Origin of the sequence: Pseudohongiella acticola (assembly GCF_001758195.1) — a bacterium.
Classification (GTDB): domain Bacteria; phylum Pseudomonadota; class Gammaproteobacteria; order Pseudomonadales; family Pseudohongiellaceae; genus Pseudohongiella; species Pseudohongiella acticola.
Genome location: NZ_MASR01000001.1, coordinates 2,805,713 through 2,823,184, shown reverse-complemented (window position 1 = coordinate 2,823,184; position 17,472 = coordinate 2,805,713). Strand labels below are relative to the sequence as shown.

Here is a 17,472-nt window from a genome sequence, read left to right as displayed (position 1 = left end):
TTTAAGGAGGTGATCCAGCCGCAGGTTCCCCTACGGCTACCTTGTTACGACTTCACCCCAGTCATGAATCACAAAGTGGTGAGCGCACTCCCGAAGGTTATGCTACCCACTTCTTTTGCAACCCACTCCCATGGTGTGACGGGCGGTGTGTACAAGGCCCGGGAACGTATTCACCGTAACATTCTGATTTACGATTACTAGCGATTCCGACTTCACGGAGTCGAGTTGCAGACTCCGATCCGGACTACGATTCGTTTTATGGGATTAGCTCCACCTCGCGGCTTGGCAACCCTTTGTACGAACCATTGTAGCACGTGTGTAGCCCTGGTCGTAAGGGCCATGATGACTTGACGTCGTCCCCACCTTCCTCCGGTTTGTCACCGGCAGTCTCCTTAGAGTGCCCAACTAAATGATGGCAAATAAGGACAAGGGTTGCGCTCGTTACGGGACTTAACCCAACATCTCACGACACGAGCTGACGACAGCCATGCAGCACCTGTCTCCAAGTTCCCGAAGGCACCAATCCATCTCTGGAAAGTTCTTGGGATGTCAAGACCAGGTAAGGTTCTTCGCGTTGCGTCGAATTAAACCACATGCTCCACCGCTTGTGCGGGCCCCCGTCAATTCATTTGAGTTTTAATCTTGCGACCGTACTCCCCAGGCGGTCAACTTAGTGCGTTAGCTGCGCCACTCAGAGCATTACGCTCCCAACGGCTAGTTGACATCGTTTACGGCGTGGACTACCAGGGTATCTAATCCTGTTTGCTCCCCACGCTTTCGCACCTCAGCGTCAGTATCGATCCAGGGGGCCGCCTTCGCCACCGGTATTCCTCCACATCTCTACGCATTTCACCGCTACACGTGGAATTCTACCCCCCTCTCCCGTACTCTAGCCTGGCAGTATTGGATGCAGTTCCAAGGTTGAGCCCTGGGCTTTCACATCCAACTAACCAAACCGCCTACGCGCGCTTTACGCCCAGTAATTCCGATTAACGCTTGCACCCTTCGTATTACCGCGGCTGCTGGCACGAAGTTAGCCGGTGCTTATTCTGCAGGTAACGTCAACTGACAAGATTATTAGTCTTGCCCCTTTCCTCCCTGCTTAAAGTGCTTTACAACCCGAAGGCCTTCTTCACACACGCGGCATGGCTGGATCAGGGTTGCCCCCATTGTCCAATATTCCCCACTGCTGCCTCCCGTAGGAGTCCGGACCGTGTCTCAGTTCCGGTGTGACTGATCATCCTCTCAGACCAGTTACGGATCGTCGCCTTGGTGGGCCTTTACCCCACCAACTAGCTAATCCGACGCAGGCTCATCTGATAGCGCAAGGTCCGAAGATCCCCTGCTTTCCCCCGTAGGGCGTATGCGGTATTAATTCGAGTTTCCCCGAGCTATCCCCCACTACCAGGCAGATTCCTACGCGTTACTCACCCGTCCGCCGCTCGACGCCTGGGAGCAAGCTCCCATCGTTTCCGCTCGACTTGCATGTGTTAAGCCTGCCGCCAGCGTTCAATCTGAGCCATGATCAAACTCTTCAGTTTAAGGTTTTACACTCAAGCTTACTCGCCGTACTACTTAACCGACAATTCACTCAAGTTAAAATCATGCTCAAAGTTTACAACTACTGTCTATTGACTTAAATCATCAACCCTTGGGAGGGCTGATAATTAACGCGGTTGCTTCCCTTTGATATCTTTACGATTGCGCAAAAATACCTCGGCAAGCACCCACCTCTATTACTTAATCTCTGTCTTTTAAAGAACTTTTCCGCCTCAGCCTTCGTGGCTAAGAGGCCGCGTATTATACGCGTTTCAAGCAATCTGGCAAGCACTTTTTTTCACTTTCTTTGCCAGCTCATCGCCAACAATTCCATCTGAAAATACTGCTGTCCTGCCAACCTTGACCAGGGTGTTATCTCGTCAAGGGCGCGCATTATGCCACAGTATTTTTCCTCTGCAAGCAGAATTTCATCATGCCGTCATAAATTTTACCTGACAGGCCTGTTTACGCAAAACGCAAGAGGTGAAACAGCTTTTTACCACGCTTTAGCACAATATATTTGCCAAACAAGGCATCGGCTTTTGTCAGCGACACATCTGTATCAGGTACTTTGACCCCGTTGGCCGACACCGCCCCGGCAGCTATGAATTCACGCGCAACCCGATTGGAGGCCGCCAGCCCCGTCGACACCAGTGCTTCTACTATAGGCAACACCTCACCATCAGCATCCGTGGTTGGCAGCCCATCAAGACGCAACTGGTCAAAATCCGGGGCAGTCAGGTCCCCCAGCTCTCCAGAGAACAATGCCGCACTGATGCGCTCGGCCGCTTGCAGCCCCTCATCGCCATGCACCAGCCGGGTAACTTCGCGCGCCAGAATACCCTGAGCTGCCGGCCGGCCGGTCGCCGCCGCATCAGCCGCTTCTATTTCAGCTATCTCGCTGACCGACAGGAACGTGAAATAACGCAAAAATTTGTATACATCGGCATCCGCCGTGTTCAGCCAGAACTGGAAAAACGCGTAAGGTGACGTCTTGTCCGGATCCAGCCACACCGTACCGGTTTCGGTTTTACCAAATTTTTGCCCGTCCGCCTTGGTCACCAGCGGCAGCGTCAACCCATATGTCTGCCCCTGATACATACGTCGGGCCAGATCAATACCACCGGTAATGTTGCCCCACTGGTCACTGCCCCCAATCTGGATACTGCAGTCATGGCGACGATAGAGTTCGGCAAAATCGTAGGACTGCAAGATCATATAGCTGAATTCGGTGAAAGAGATACCCGATCCTTCGCGCTCAATACGTTGCTTGACCGATTCCTTCTGGATCATGGCATTGACCGAGAAGTGCTTGCCAATATCGCGCAAAAAACTCAGCACATTCAGATCACGCGTCCAGTCCAGGTTGTTTACCACCATTGCTGATGACTCACCACAGTCAAAATCCAGAAAACGGCTCAGCTGACCTTTTAACGAGTCCACCCAGCCACTTATGATTTCAGTCGAGTTTAATTGGCGCTCTGCCGCCTTGAAACTGGGGTCGCCGATCATGCCGGTAGCACCGCCAACAAGGGCCAGCGGTTTGTGTCCGGCGAGCTGAAAGCGGCGCAATGCCAGCAAGGGAACCAGATGACCAATGTGCAGGCTATCGGCGGTCGGGTCAAAGCCACTATATATAGTGCGACTACCACCGACTAAATGAGGCCGGAATTCGTCTTCTGACGTCATCTGGGAGACCAGACCTCTTGCCTCAAGGTCAGCCAAAATATCTACTGTTTTTTGTACCATGACAGTTTTCCGTTAAAAATACGCGCTTGAAAATCATCCCGGATTCTACACTATTGGTCGGAATAAGACTTGACCTGAGCGGCAAAAGCCTTAAGAATTGGCGTTTGTGCGCGTATTCGGGCAGCCCCATTGCTTCCACGACGCGCCGGCGGTAATGCACGTATAGAGACAAGAACAATCTCCATGGACTCGATAGCAAAAGCCCGACAAATCCTTCGCAGATATTATCCACGCAACCACGTCTGGCTGGCCAGCGCACTTGGGCTGGCATTGATACTTGTTGTGACTCTGGTTCCCGAGCACTTCGAAGATCGAGAGCGCCTTCGGCGCGACAATGCGATTGCTTCGATAGATGCGTCCCTGTCCAGCGACGCAGTTTCTCCGTTTGTGGGTCCCCTGCCACTGACCGACGCCGTTATTGACGGCGCTGCATTAGACAGCCGGGTCAACTGGCATTCTCTGACCGTGCAGCCGGGTGATAACCTGTCAGCCATATTTGGCAAGGTCGGCCTGTCCGCCCAGGAGCTTTACCGCATCATCAACAGCTCCGACGAAGCCGGCATCCTGAACCGCCTGTTCCCCGGATACGAACTGAGCTTTCACATCCCGGAGCCAGGCCTGCTGGAACAACTTCAGGTATTTGTATCACCGCTCGAAGGTTTCGTTTTCACTCGCCAGGATGCCAACTACCAGGTAGAGCCCATTCAGTTGCAGGCCGATATCCTGCCGGTCGTCAAACAGGGCGCTATCGCTGACAGCCTGTTTCTTGCCGGCCAGCAGGCGGAAATCCCGGCCAGTGTCATCATGGGCATGGCCGATGTCTTTGGCGGCGTCATCGACTTTCTCATGGACCCGCGCTCAGGCGATCAATTCAGCATTGTCTACGAAGAAAAGTATCTGAATGGCGAGTTTATCGGCACTGGCGATATCCTGGGAGCCCAGTTTATCAATCGCGGCCGGGAGCATGTCGCGGTCCGCTATGAGACCACGCAGGGCGATGCAGGCTTCTTCAGCCCCGACGGCGAAAGTATGCAAAAAGCTTTTTTGCGCAACCCGCTGGATGTATTCCGAATCAGTTCAAATTTCAACCCGAATCGCCGCCACCCAATACTGAACACCATTCGCGCGCATCGCGGAACCGATTATGCAGCCCCCACGGGTACGCCGATTCGCGCCACTGCTGACGGCACAGTGACCTGGGCTGCGCGCAACGGATCGTTCGGAAAACTGGTGGTGATTCAACACAACGGCAGCTTTGAAACCAAGTACGCACACCTTAATGATTACGCCGGCGGTATCAAGAAGGGCAGTCGGGTTCAGCAAGGCCAGATCATCGGTTATGTAGGTTCAACCGGCGGCGCCACGGGCCCGCATCTGCATTATGAATTTCTGGTCAATGGTGTGCACAAAGACCCTCGCACCATCGTTGACGCACTGCCACAGGCGATCAGCCTGGAGCCCAGCGAAATGCCGCGCTTTCTGGAACACGCCAGCCGTATCCTGAAGCGTTTCAACGAAACCAAACCTGACGGGCGCCTGCTGACGTTTACCAACACACCGAACCAGGCTGCTGGCTCAGAGTGATCCGCCATGTCTGATACCGGCTATTTTATAGGCGTTATCTCCGGCACCAGCGTAGACGCAATTGATTGCGCCCTGATTGAATGCGGCCCAGAACGAACCAGATTATTGGCAACCCTGTCTGGTGAATTCCCCGTTGATTTGCGCGATGACATCCTGTCACTGTGCAGAACTGCAACGGTCAGCCTGCATGCACTGGGAACACTGGACGTCCGGGTTGGCCATGCGTTTGCTGACTCAATCAACGAGCTGATCGCGCACGCCGGGCTGACGGCCAGTCAGATCCAGGCCATTGGCAGTCATGGTCAGACCATTTTCCATCAACCCATCGGCAACCACCGGTTCAGCACTCAGATCGGCGACCCCAACACTATCGCCGAGCTAACCGGCATCACCACCATCCATGATTTCCGGCGGCGCGATATGGCGGCAGGCGGCCAGGGCGCGCCGCTCGCCCCTCTTTTCCATCAGCATTCTTTCTACCACCAAGGCGTTCGCCGCTGCGTGGTGAATATTGGCGGCATGGCCAATATTACTTACCTGAACCCGTCGCCCACCGCGACTCCCCGAGGCCATGACACCGGGCCCGGCAACGTATTAATGGACATCTGGATTCAAAAGGCCCGCAACCAGCGTTATGACAACGCTGGCCAGTGGGCGGCATCAGGTAAAGTGGATACTGCGTTACTGCAATTGCTGCTGGATGAAGACTATTTCCGCTTGGCGCCACCCAAAAGCACCGGACGCGAACTGTTTAATCACTCGTGGCTGCAGGACAGGCTTGCGCAGTTATCGCACACGCCGGATGCAGCTGACGTGCAGCGGACTCTGGCCGAGCTGACTGCGCTTAGTATCATCGAAGCAATAGACAGCTCGCAGCAGACGGACGAGTTGATTGTCTGTGGCGGGGGCGCGCACAACACTTTCCTGCTGCAACGCCTGCAACAACTGCTACCTGCAGGCAGGGTGCTCACCAGTGATGATTGCGGCTTATCTGCAGACTGGGTGGAAGCCGTAACATTTGGCTGGCTGGCACATCAGACGTTGAACCGGCAGCAGGTGGACAGTCGAGACCTGACTGGGGCCAGGCATCCAGTCATCATGGGCGGGGTCTATTACACCTGACGGGGTCTATTACGCCTGAGCTGTGCTTGTCCCCTGGCGGGGCATTAAATGGAGAACGAGGAACCGCACCCACAGGTGGTGCTGGCCATCGGGTTATTCACCACGAATCGTGATCCGTCCAGATTTTCTACGTAATCCACCTTGGCACCTACCAGGTATTGATAACTCAGTGGATCCACCAGCAATGTCGCTCCCTGATGGTCGACAATGGTATCGTCCTCGGCCACATCTTCGTCGAAACTGAAACCATACTGAAAGCCCGAGCAGCCGCCCCCGGTTACAAACACCCTCAATTTCAGGCCTGGCTTGCCCTCTTCCGCAACCAGGGTTTTGACCTTGTTCGCAGCGGTATCAGTGAGCGCAATAATGACGGGATCGTGTGATTGTACAGTAGACATAACAACAGTATCTGAAAGCTGGTGAAGGTTTTCAATCGGGAAAACCGTGAATAACAGGGGGAATTATGGGCTTAACCAAGTAAATTAGTCAACTATTAGACGGCGCCGTCAAACTGAACTGCCGTGCCCTGAAGCCGATGCCTCTACCTCTCCAGCACCCAGCACCTCCTGCTGGTAGGTCAGGGCCTTGCGACCTGCGGACAGCTCAGCGCTGCACAGCAGACTGCCATTAACCCGGGCTCCCATGACCATTTCGATCAATTTGTAATGTACGTCGCCGGTAATACAGGCTTTGGCGGCAAGTTCAATATGACTGCAGGCATAAATATCGCCTTTTACCGTGCCATTAATGATCACATTGGGCACGTTTATCTCACCTTCTATCAGGCCTTGCTCGGCAACCCGCAGCACGGCATCGGAATCATCGGCTGCTTTGATATCGCCGGTAACGCGACCTTCCACAATCAACTCGCCACTAAATTTCAGGTCACCCTTGAGCTCGGTGGCTGCAGAAATCAGGGTATGCGCTGTCACCTTGCTCCTGCGCGCTTTGTTTTGCGATCCGAACATCAGAATTCCCCCTCGGGCTGCCATGCTATGCTTTCACTGAACGTAATCGACGGCGTCGTGTTTGTGCTGAAATCGAGCTTAACATGACCGGCGGCGAAACCCGACGGTATCTGAATATTTCCCTCCAGTACCTGCAGATAGCGCATATTTACCGGTTCTGTGATTTCGATTTTGTGCTCGGCCATGCCATTTGCCGGTTCCGCAACCTCCGCCGCTGGTAGTTCTGTCACAGTCATTCGTAGCTCTCCGCTAAGCACGCTACCCTCAGCACCGGTGTAGGACAGGGTCAGTCGATAGCGATATTGATTCGGCAGCTCCGTAGCGACTAATTGCCAGGACTGCATTGCCAGTGCCGGCGCCACCGACTCCAGCGCCATAACCTGACGGTACAATGCTACGTCTCGCTGGAGTAGCGCAATCTCGCTGCGCATGGCCGCGATTGATGTCTGTGCCTGCGCCTTGACCTGATCGTCCACCTGCAGGTTTCGCTCCGCGACGGATAACGCAGCCTGCAGCTCTGCTATTTGCCCGGTGGCACGCTGCACATCCGACAGGCCCTGCTGATGTGCCAGGCCCATCTCTGACAGATTATCTGCACCTCGCTGAAAACCCGTGCGGTAAGCCAGCACCAGCGCCAAAGAAAAGAGCAAACCGAATATCAGGAATAGTCCTGCACGTTGCCACGGCCGGTGCCGCACTACGGTCATTCGATGTTGTCTGCTACCCTTGACGGCACCTGGCATAATCGCTACTTACAGCAGTAAAGAGATGGTTTTCAGTCCGGCGCTTTCATTCAGCCCGAACATGATATTCATATTCTGTACAGCCTGACCGGATGCGCCCTTCACCAGATTATCGATTACTGACAGGACCACAATATTATTGCTGTGCTCAAGGTAATGCACCGCCAGCTGACACCGGTTGGTGCCTTTGACATTGCGCGTGGCTGGCTGTGAGCCCATCGGCATCACATCGACAAAACGCTCGGATTGATACCGGTCTTCGTACAATGCCTGCAATTGCTCTGCGCTGACCTTGCCAACGGGTGCGGCGTACAGCGTGGCGTGAATGCCCCGTATCATCGGCGTCAGATGCGGAATAAAGGTCAGCCCGACATCCCCACCGGCCGCGGCTCGCAGTCCTTGAGAAATTTCCGGCAAATGCCGGTGGCCGGCAACTCCGTAGGCGTTCATGGACTCGGAAGACTCGCACAGCAGACTGCCGACAGCCGCTTTGCGGCCGGCGCCACTGACACCGGACTTGGCATCGGCAATCAACCGCGACGCGTCAACCAGCCCGTTCTCCAGCAAGGGTAGATATCCCAGCTGCACGGCGGTCGGATAACACCCCGGCACCGCGATCAATTGTGCCTCACGAATCTGATCGCGATTCACTTCCGGCAATCCGTAGACCGCCTTGGCGATCAGTTCCGGGCTTTCGTGGGGCTCTTTGTACCACTGCTCCCATTCCGCCTGATCTTTTAAGCGAAAGTCAGCAGACAGATCGATTACCCGCACGCCCCGTGCCATCAATTTTGCCGCCGTTTTCATGGCAACAGTATGCGGCGTTGCGTAAAAAACCACGTCACAGGCAGCCAGTGCATCATCATCCGGCGCCGTAAAAGCAAGATCCACATACCCGCGCAGATTCGGAAACAGGGTCGCAACGGCAGTACCTTCGAGTTCACGAGAGGTGACGACCTCGATTGACACATCATCATGCAACGCCAGCAGGCGCAACAACTCCACGCCGGTGTACCCAGTGGCTCCGATTATCCCTGCTTTTATCACGACACTCTCCCGCATTCCCGCATTGTTTAACTGTATTTGGTCTCTATTCTAACACCTGATGGTGGCGTCAGGTGCTATCACAAGCGTCTGCTGCCGGTTTACCGCAGCGGACACGCTGATTGTTGCTTTATACTGTACGCGATTGGCTGCGGACGTCATAATCTATATATACCCCATGAACATCTTGGTAGGAAGCTATGGCCTGGATTCAAGCGTTTCATATTATTGCTGTCATCACCTGGTTTGCAGGTATTTTTTATCTGCCAAGGCTGTTTGTTTATCACGCCATGAGTGATGATCAGATCAGCAAAGACCGCTTTGTCATTATGGAGCGCAAACTGTATTGGGGCATAAGCACGCCATCTGCGGTTTTTACCGTGCTGTTCGGCGGGCTGCTGGTGTCATCGGCGCCTGAGTTTTATCTGTCGCAGGGCTGGTTCCACGCCAAGCTGACGTTGGTGGCGCTGGTTATCGTCTACCACATCAGCTGCGGGTGGTTTCTGGTGCGATTCAGGGAGAACCGCAATACCCATAGCCACGTGTTCTTTCGTTATTTCAACGAAGCACCCGTATTGGCATTGATCGCCATCGTCATTCTTGTTGTTGTAAAACCATTTTGAGCCACGCTGCCCTGGACAGGCCCGATACCCCTCACGCCAGGCCCAACGTGCTCTGTCTGTCCGGCCTGGACCCAACCGGTGGCGCCGGCATTCAGGCCGATATCGAGACCCTGTCTGCCAATGGCTGTCATTGCCTGCCTGTGATCACGTCACTGACCGTTCAGGACACTCATAATGTTGTGCGCACGCAGCCTGTTGCCGTCAACCTGCTGAGAGCGCAACTGGCGACCCTGTTGGCAGACGTGCCCGTGCATGCCATCAAGATCGGCTTGATCGACAATCTTGATAATCTGAGGCTTATAAGCGAAGTAATTGCTGACCATCAGAACTTGCCGATCGTGGCAGACCCCGTGTTAAAAGCGGGTGGTGGTTTTAATTTCAGCAACAATGACCTGGTAGACGCCTATCGTAGCCACATCCTGCCCAGGGTGACCGTGTTGACGCCAAACACGGATGAACTAAGCGCTCTCTGCCTGGATGAACATGACGATCAGGCCGTCGCTGCTTCAACACTGATGCAACTGGGCTGCCAGCACGTTCTGGTGACAGGCACACATGCACAGACGCAGGATGTGACCAACACCCTGTATCACAACAATGCACCCGCCGAATATTGGGTCTGGCCGCGACTACCCGGCAGCTACCATGGCTCCGGCTGTACACTGGCTTCGGCGCTGGCGGCGGGGCTGGCGCTGGCTCAACCGCTGACTCAGGCGACCTGCAATGCCCAGACTTTCACCTGGCAGGCGCTACAACGAGGCTGGCAGGCCGGGCAGGGCCAGGCCCTGCCCGATCGACGGCCGACAAATACCTAGAACCAACGGGTGCGTACGCTGCACAGGAATTGTCACTGACCGAAGACGCTCTGTTAGAATAGCGCCACATATGCATGACACCATCCCAATTCACTAAGACCATAGCAGGTAATTCAGTTTTGCCAGACCCTGTCGCCGCAATGAGCGTATTCCCTGCTTCAGGCGTGTACGCAATAACCGATGAGCATCTGCTTGCGGACACAGCACTGGAATCAGCCGTGAAACAGGCCCTCGATGGTGGCATACGGGTCCTGCAGTACCGACGCAAGAGCGGTGAATTCAGGCACCGGGTCGCGCAGGCAGCCGCGCTTAAGGCCCTGTGCCAGCATTACCAGGCCAGCCTGATTATCAACGATGACATTGACCTGTGTCAGGCCGTTGAGGCCGATGGCGTTCACCTTGGTCAGTCCGATACCGACCTGGCTGAAGCACGATACCGACTGGGGCCGTCAGCAGTGATCGGCGTCAGTTGCCATGACAACCCGGCACTGGTAGCGGCGGCGGAAAAAAGCGGTGCCAGCTATATTGCCCTGGGACGTTTTTTCCCGTCCCTGACCAAGCCGGACGCGCCGCTGGCCAGCATCAAAAACCTGCGCCTGATTCGTCAGCAGACACAATTGCCCATTGTTGCTATCGGCGGCATCACGGTAGAGAACGGTGGTGACCTGCTGACTGCCGGTGCCGACATGCTGGCGGTGATTAATCATCTGTTCGCCGCCCCCGACATTCGGGCCCGTGCGCGCGAACTCAACAATTTATTTTAAACAACCTGTAACCAGAGGTACTTATGGCTAACACCACCCCCGACAACCCCCATGCCAGTGAGCGCTCGGCAACCCTGTTTGATGAGGCTCAACAGTTCATTCCGGGTGGCGTCAATTCGCCGGTACGGGCATTCCGTGGCGTCGGCGGCACCCCACTGTTTTTTAACCATGGCGAAGGTGCCTGGCTGATCGACGAGGACAACAATCGTTATGTCGACTACGTCGGCGCCTGGGGCCCACTTATTCTGGGACATTGTCACCCGGCGGTGATCGGTGCGCTGCAGGAACAATTGAGTCGCGGCCTGGGTTATGGCGCATCAACCGCCGCTGAGGTCGATATCGCACGCACCATTTGCAAGCTGGTGCCGTCGATCGAGCGCGTGCGGCTGGTAACGTCTGGCACCGAAGCCACCATGAGCGCAATCCGTCTCGCGCGTGGTTATACACGGCGCGACAAAGTGGTCAAATTTGAAGGCTGTTACCATGGCCACGTTGATGGTTTGCTGGTCAAAGCCGGTTCCGGCGCCCTCACCCTCGGCGAGCCAGACTCCCTCGGCGTACCCAAAGCCTACACCGATCTGACCTATGTGCTGCCCTACAACGACATTGAAGCCATGAAGGCCCTGTTCAAAGAGCATGGCGACGAAATCGCCTGCATTATAGTGGAACCTATCGCCGGCAACATGAACATGGTGCCACCAGTGCCGGGTTTTCTGGAAACCATGCGCGAACTTTGCACCGAACATGGCAGCGTGCTGATTTTTGACGAGGTCATGACCGGCTTCCGTGTCGCCTTGGGTGGTGCACAGTCTGTCTATGGCATCAAACCGGATCTGACAGCTCTGGGCAAGGTCATTGGCGGCGGTCTGCCAGTGGGTGCCTTTGGCGGCCGCAAAGACATCATGGATTGTATTGCCCCTCAGGGCGGCGTGTATCAGGCAGGCACATTGTCAGGCAGCCCGCTGGCCGTGGCAGCAGGCCAGGCCATGCTGCGGGAAATCCAGAAACCGGGCTTTTATGAAGAGCTTGGCGCGACCACCGAAGCCATGCTTGCGGGTTTAAAAGAGCAGGCCAGGGCAGCAGGTATCCCTTTCACTACAAATCAGGTCGGCGGCATGTTCGGCTGCTTCTTCTCGGGCGAAGACAGCATTACCCGATTTGATCAGGTCATGGCCTGCAATGTGGAGCAGTTCCGAAAATACTTCCATGTCATGTTGAACAACAATGTTTATCTTGCCCCCTCGGCATTCGAAGCCGGCTTCGTGTCAGCGGCGCACGGCCAGGCGGAACTGGACACAACCATGGCGGCGGCGAAAAAGGCATTCGCTTCCCTTTAATGGTTTTTCCGAGATAGTTTTGCCGATCGAAACGCGTATTCCCAGTAAAAAATAGAAGAAGGACAGCTGTTATGAACCACTATGATGTATATGGCATTGGCAATGCATTGGTCGACAAAGAGTTCGAAGTTGAAGACAGCTTCTTTGCCGAAGCCGGTATCGAAAAGGGGTTCATGACCCTGATTGAAGAAGACAAACAGCAGCAGTTGCTCGACCTGCTGGCCAGTCGTTATCCTCTCAAAAAACAGGCCGGGGGTGGCTCTGCCGCCAACTCCCTGTATGCCTTGAGCCAGTTTGGCGGCAAGGCATTTTATTCATGCAAGGTCGCCAATGATGAACCCGGTGATTTTTACATGGCTGAACTGGGCGATCACAACATTGAAACCAATTTGTTGCCCCAGCGTGAAACCGGAACAACGGGGCGCTGCGTTGTCATGGTGACACCTGATGCAGAACGAACCATGCTGACCCACCTGGGTATTTCACAGTATGTATCAGAACAGGAACTGAAGACCGAGTCGGTCAAGCAGGCCAAATACATTTATATTGAAGGTTACCTGGTGACCTCTGATTCCGCCCGTGCAGCGGCCAAACGCCTGAAACAGATTGCCGAAGACAGTCAGGTAAAAACCGCCATGACGTTCTCCGACCCAGCCATGGTCGAGTACTTTAAAGCAGGCGTTAACGAAGTACTCGGCGAGGGTGTCGACCTGCTTTTCTGCAATGAGAAGGAAGCCATGACATGGGCCGACGAAGAAAATTTCGACGCAGCCTGCAGCAAACTCAAAACCATCGCCCGGCAGTTTGCCGTCACCCGGGGGGCACGCGGGGCGCGACTGTTTGATGGTGACAACTATATCGACATCGCCGCACACAACGTCAAGGCCGTCGACACCAACGGCGCCGGCGACATGTTCTCTGGCGCATTTATGTATGGCCTGACCCAGGGCATGAGTTTTCAGCGCGCTGGTGAACTCGCCAGCCTGGCCGCGGCGACCGTGGTTTCCGAGTTCGGCCCCAGACTGACACCGGATGCGCACGGCAAGGTTTTACAGGCCTTCAATGCAGCGTGATACCACTCATCTGAACATACAAAAAAGGCGCCTATTGGCGCCTTTTTTGTTTTGCTGATGCATGAAAGCATCAGGCTCGCAGATCGTCTACGAATTTTTTCACACCATCAAACCACGATGTCATCTTGGGTGATTGCTGACCTTCACTTTCGCCGATCTTCTGAAATTCCTGCAGAATCTCTTTCTGTCGACGCGTCAGTTTTACCGGTGTTTCCACAACCACTCGGCATAACAGGTCACCAGCCGGCCCACCTCTGACAGACGTCACACCTTTGCCGCGCAAACGGAAAAGTTTGCCGGTCTGGGTTTCCGCCGGAATCTTCAGCTTCACACGTCCGTCCAGTGTCGGTACTTCAAGCTCTCCACCCAACGCCGCATCAACAAAGCTGATGGGGATTTCGCAGTGCAGGTCGCGACCGTCGCGGACAAACAGTTTGTGCGCTCGCATGTGAACCTGCACATACAGGTCCCCGGGCGGGCCGCCATTGACGCCCGCCTGGCCTTCTCCTGTCAGACGAATGCGATCACCCTCATCGACGCCGGCAGGCACTTTGACAGACAGGGTCTTCTGTTCTTCAACCTGGCCGCGGCCATGGCAGGTATTACACGGATCCTTGATCTGTTTGCCACTGCCCTGACACCGCGGGCAGGTCTGCTGAACAGAGAAAAACCCCTGCTGCATACGGACCTGGCCAATGCCGTTACAGGTAGCGCAGTCGACCGGCGACGAACCCTTCTTTGCCCCGGTGCCGCTGCAACTGCCGCAGTTTACCGCGGTCGGGATGCGGATCTTGACCGTAGTGCCTTTGACAGCGTTTTCCAGGTCCAGCTCCAGGTTGTAACGCAGATCTGCGCCTTTGCGCACGCCTGCGCGACCACCCCGGCCGCCGCTGCCTCCAAAAATATCGCCGAAAATATCGCTGAAGATATCCCCGAAATCACCGGCACCGCCGCCTCCACCCTGAGGATTGACACCGGCATGACCGTATTGATCATAACGTGCCTTTTTCTCGGGATCAGACAGTACCTCAAAAGCCTCGTTGGCTTCCTTGAATTTGTCTTCGGACTCCTTGTTATCAGGATTCCGGTCGGGGTGGTGCTTCATCGCAACACGACGGTAGGCTTTTTTCAGTTCCGCTTCCGTCGCATCGCGACCAACATCCAGTACTTCGTAATAATCTCTTTTCGACATAGTCCATCAGCCAGGCTGTTTTATTTATCGTCTTTTACTTCTTCGAATTCAGCATCGACTGCATCGTCAGACGTTGATTCACCGCCCGCGTCATCGCCGGCCTCAGCCTGAGCGTCAGCACCCTGCTGATCGGCGTACATCTTCTGCGCCAATCCGGAAGAGGCTTCCGTCAGCTCATTGGTGCGCGCTGTGATCTGTTCGATATCACCCGACTTCATGGCTTCTTCCAGTGCGGTGATAGCGGTCTCGATGGCTTCTTTCTCATCATCTTCAACCTTGTCGGCCGCATCTGTCAGCGTCTTGCGGGTAGCATGGATCAGGCCATCAGCAGTATTTCGCGCCGTCACCAGTTCCTCGAATTTCTTATCATCAGCGGCGTGCGCTTCGGCATCCTTGACCATTTTATCGATCTCTTCGTCCGACAGACCGCTGGACGATTTGATAACGATAGACTGCTCTTTGTTAGTTGCCTTGTCCTTGGCAGACACATGCAAAATGCCGTTGGCATCAAGATCAAATGCCACTTCAATCTGTGGCATACCGCGCGGTGCCGGCGGGATATCACTGAGGTCAAAACGGCCCAGAGATTTGTTCTGTGTCGCCTGCTTGCGCTCACCCTGAACCACGTGAATGGTTACCGCTGTCTGATTGTCGTCTGCTGTTGAAAACACCTGTGTCTTCTTGGTCGGGATGGTGGTGTTTTTATCAATCAGGATGCTGGTAACGCCACCCATGGTCTCGATACCCAGAGACAACGGCGTCACGTCCAGCAGCAGAACGTCGTTAACCTCACCGGCCAGTACCGCAGCCTGAATGGACGCGCCGATGGCAACCGCTTCATCTGGGTTAACATCGCGTCGTGCGTCTTTGCCGAAGAAATCTGCCACTTTTTTCTGTACCAGCGGCATACGGGTCTGACCACCGACCAGGATGACGTCATCGATCTTCTTGACATCAAGACCGGCATCTTTCAACGCCATTTTCAGCGGCGCAATGGTGCGATCAACCAGCTCTTCAACCAGTGACTCAAACTTGGCGCGGGTCAGCTTTTGCACAAGGTGTTTTGGGCCTGATGCATCTGCGGTCACGTACGGCAGATTGATCTCGGTCTGCTGGGCAGAGGACAGTTCAATCTTGGCTTTTTCAGCGGCTTCTTTCAGTCGCTGCAAAGCCAATGGGTCGCTGCGCAGATCCATGCCACTTTCTTTCTTGAACTCGTCTGCCAGGTAATCGATCAGACGCAGGTCAAAATCTTCACCACCCAGGAAGGTGTCACCGTTCGTGGAAAGCACTTCAAAGGTATGCTCGCCATCGGTTTCCGCGATCTCGATGATGGAGATATCGAAAGTACCGCCACCCAGGTCATAAACCGCGATGGTGCTGTCACCGCCTTTCTTGTCCATGCCGTAGGCCAGCGCCGCGGCGGTTGGCTCGTTGATAATACGCTTGATTTCAAGCCCGGCAATTTTGCCCGCATCCTTGGTTGCCTGACGCTGCGAATCGTTGAAGTATGCCGGTACAGTGACGACCGCTTCCGTCACTGACTCGCCAAGATAGTCTTCAGCGGTCTTTTTCATCTTTTTCAGAATCTGCGCCGAGATCTGCGGTGGCGACATGTTGTTGTCGTTAACGCGGACCCAGGCATCGCCATTGTCGGCCTTGGTAATTTCGTAAGGCACCATCTTGATGTCTTTCTGGACAACGTCGTCCTTAAACTGGCGACCGATCAGGCGCTTGATGGCGAACAGCGTGTTCTTCGGATTGGTGACAGACTGACGCTTGGCCGGCTGCCCCACCAGGGTTTCTCCATCCTTGGTGTAGGCAATCACTGACGGGGTGGTTCTATCTCCTTCGGCGTTCTCGATGACCTTGGCTTTGCCGCCTTCCATAACTGCGACACAGGAATTGGTCGTACCCAAATCTATACCGATAATCTTGCCCATAATCTCATCTCCACTTAAATCTACCCGTCTTGTCTGACTCGAGACCCGGGCGGATCCTATTCAAATTTGTGTTTGGATTCAGTCTGAAACTTGTCTGCAACTTATTTGTAACTACGTTGAAGCTCTATATTGGTACTTTTGTGCAGAATTCAAGAGCGCAGCACTGAAAATCAACCGGTTTTTCCTGAAACCGGGTATTGCAGGCAGGTTTTTGCCCCTGCCTTATCTGCTACACCTGATATTATGCTTTGACATCAACACCTTCGGTCGGCGCTCTGGAGACCATTACCATGGCCGGACGCAAAACACGGCTGTTCAGGCTGTAGCCTTTCTGCATTACTGCCAGCACGGTATCGGGCTCCGCAGTGCTGCTTTCCTGCATGCCCATGGCTTGATGGTATTGCGGATCAAAAGGCTCACCCACCGGATCAAGCACCTCTACGTTGAACTTTTTCAGACAGTCCAGAAAGCTCTTCAGGGTCAGCTCAACGCCCTGACGCAGTGCCGTCAGCTTCGCGTCTTCGTCACCGTCGACCGCCTGCAGGGCGCGCTCAAGGTTATCCAGCACGGGTAACAAACCCGAAACCAGCTTCTCCTGACCGTATTTATGTGCTTTTTCCACATCCTGCTCTGCGCGGCGACGGACATTCTGCATGTCTGCGTGCAAACGCAGGATATCAGCCTGATGAGCAGCAGCCGCGGCGTCTGCCTGATCCAGGCGTTCGCGGGCCTGCTCCAGGGTCAGCTCCTCTCCTGATACTTCGGCGCTACTGGCATCGCCCTTGTCCTGCGGCTCCGCCGCCCTCTGCTCGGCGGACACCTGTTCCTGCTGATCCTGCTCCTTGTGCTCGTGCTCACCTGCTTTCTGATCTGCCATGTTTTCACCTGCCTGTCGGTTTATTCAATGAGTCTGTAGCTTGCCAACACGATGCGGCTTCGCCTTAAAGCGCATCGCTTACAACAATTGCTGATATCT

15 protein-coding genes and 1 rRNA gene are annotated in these 17,472 nt (G+C 54.8%); 7 read left to right on the top strand and 9 right to left on the bottom strand.

From position 1 onward, the window contains the following. Nucleotides 1-2 precede the first annotated feature (2 nt). Both PHACT_RS12220 and tyrS read right to left on the bottom strand, forming a co-directional pair. Nucleotides 3-1,541, bottom strand: a 16S ribosomal RNA gene (locus PHACT_RS12220). Between the two features lie 463 nt (nucleotides 1,542-2,004). Next, entirely contained in the window at nucleotides 2,005-3,288 is a 1,284-nt protein-coding gene (tyrS, locus tag PHACT_RS12215) for a tyrosine--tRNA ligase (RefSeq protein ID WP_070118020.1), read from the bottom strand. A gap of 183 nt (nucleotides 3,289-3,471) precedes the next feature. Here tyrS and PHACT_RS12210 point away from each other — a divergent pair, with 183 nt between their 5' ends. Then, the gene (locus PHACT_RS12210; protein WP_070118019.1) at nucleotides 3,472-4,872 is read left to right on the top strand and encodes a M23 family metallopeptidase; all 1,401 of its coding nucleotides are present in this window, start codon (nucleotides 3,472-3,474) and stop codon (nucleotides 4,870-4,872) included. Between the two features lie 6 nt (nucleotides 4,873-4,878). Then, on the top strand, nucleotides 4,879-5,994 hold the full coding sequence (locus PHACT_RS12205) for an anhydro-N-acetylmuramic acid kinase (RefSeq protein ID WP_070118018.1): 1,116 nt from the start codon (nucleotides 4,879-4,881) through the stop codon (nucleotides 5,992-5,994). A gap of 44 nt (nucleotides 5,995-6,038) precedes the next feature. Here PHACT_RS12205 and erpA read toward each other — a convergent pair whose 3' ends face one another. The 4 genes from erpA to argC all read right to left on the bottom strand — a co-directional run bounded on the left by erpA (nucleotide 6,039) and on the right by argC (nucleotide 8,752). Beyond that, nucleotides 6,039-6,392: an iron-sulfur cluster insertion protein ErpA gene (gene erpA / locus PHACT_RS12200; protein WP_070118017.1), complete on the bottom strand. Its 354-nt coding sequence runs from the start codon at nucleotides 6,390-6,392 to the stop codon at nucleotides 6,039-6,041. A 108-nt stretch (nucleotides 6,393-6,500) separates the two neighbouring features. After that, nucleotides 6,501-6,926 carry a bactofilin family protein gene (locus PHACT_RS12195; protein WP_245730729.1) on the bottom strand — a complete coding sequence of 142 codons (426 nt, stop codon included), beginning with the start codon at nucleotides 6,924-6,926 and terminating at the stop codon, nucleotides 6,501-6,503. A 35-nt stretch (nucleotides 6,927-6,961) separates the two neighbouring features. Next, nucleotides 6,962-7,612: a DUF6776 family protein gene (locus tag PHACT_RS12190; protein ID WP_139141527.1), complete on the bottom strand. Its 651-nt coding sequence runs from the start codon at nucleotides 7,610-7,612 to the stop codon at nucleotides 6,962-6,964. 102 nt (nucleotides 7,613-7,714) lie between these two features. Further along, nucleotides 7,715-8,752, bottom strand: a complete 1,038-nt coding sequence (gene argC / locus PHACT_RS12185) for an N-acetyl-gamma-glutamyl-phosphate reductase (protein ID WP_070118431.1) — start codon at nucleotides 8,750-8,752, stop codon at nucleotides 7,715-7,717. A gap of 197 nt (nucleotides 8,753-8,949) precedes the next feature. On the opposite strand from argC, the gene hemJ reads away from it, so the two are divergent. The 5 genes from hemJ (at nucleotide 8,950) to PHACT_RS12160 (ending at nucleotide 13,361) form a co-directional block, all read left to right on the top strand. Continuing rightward, on the top strand, nucleotides 8,950-9,372 hold the full coding sequence (gene hemJ / locus PHACT_RS12180; RefSeq protein ID WP_070118014.1) for a protoporphyrinogen oxidase HemJ: 423 nt from the start codon (nucleotides 8,950-8,952) through the stop codon (nucleotides 9,370-9,372). Nucleotides 9,373-9,419: 47 nt separating this feature from the next. Further along, nucleotides 9,420-10,187, top strand: coding sequence for a bifunctional hydroxymethylpyrimidine kinase/phosphomethylpyrimidine kinase (gene thiD / locus PHACT_RS12175; protein ID WP_211284396.1), 768 nt, complete (start codon nucleotides 9,420-9,422; stop codon nucleotides 10,185-10,187). A 140-nt stretch (nucleotides 10,188-10,327) separates the two neighbouring features. Then, nucleotides 10,328-10,951: a thiamine phosphate synthase gene (gene thiE / locus PHACT_RS12170; protein WP_070118013.1), complete on the top strand. Its 624-nt coding sequence runs from the start codon at nucleotides 10,328-10,330 to the stop codon at nucleotides 10,949-10,951. A 23-nt stretch (nucleotides 10,952-10,974) separates the two neighbouring features. Next, nucleotides 10,975-12,288, top strand: a complete 1,314-nt coding sequence (hemL, locus tag PHACT_RS12165) for a glutamate-1-semialdehyde 2,1-aminomutase (protein ID WP_070118012.1) — start codon at nucleotides 10,975-10,977, stop codon at nucleotides 12,286-12,288. A 71-nt stretch (nucleotides 12,289-12,359) separates the two neighbouring features. Further along, on the top strand, nucleotides 12,360-13,361 hold the full coding sequence (locus PHACT_RS12160) for an adenosine kinase (protein ID WP_070118011.1): 1,002 nt from the start codon (nucleotides 12,360-12,362) through the stop codon (nucleotides 13,359-13,361). Between the two features lie 70 nt (nucleotides 13,362-13,431). On the opposite strand, the gene dnaJ is transcribed toward PHACT_RS12160, so the two are convergent. The 3 genes from dnaJ to grpE form a co-directional block, all read right to left on the bottom strand. Continuing rightward, nucleotides 13,432-14,553 (bottom strand): molecular chaperone DnaJ, encoded by a 1,122-nt coding sequence (dnaJ, locus tag PHACT_RS12155; protein WP_070118010.1) that lies wholly within the window; start codon nucleotides 14,551-14,553, stop codon nucleotides 13,432-13,434. A gap of 20 nt (nucleotides 14,554-14,573) precedes the next feature. Then, nucleotides 14,574-16,496: a molecular chaperone DnaK gene (gene dnaK / locus PHACT_RS12150; RefSeq protein ID WP_070118009.1), complete on the bottom strand. Its 1,923-nt coding sequence runs from the start codon at nucleotides 16,494-16,496 to the stop codon at nucleotides 14,574-14,576. A 241-nt stretch (nucleotides 16,497-16,737) separates the two neighbouring features. Then, entirely contained in the window at nucleotides 16,738-17,373 is a 636-nt protein-coding gene (gene grpE, locus PHACT_RS12145) for a nucleotide exchange factor GrpE (RefSeq protein WP_070118008.1), read from the bottom strand. Nucleotides 17,374-17,472 lie beyond the last annotated feature (99 nt).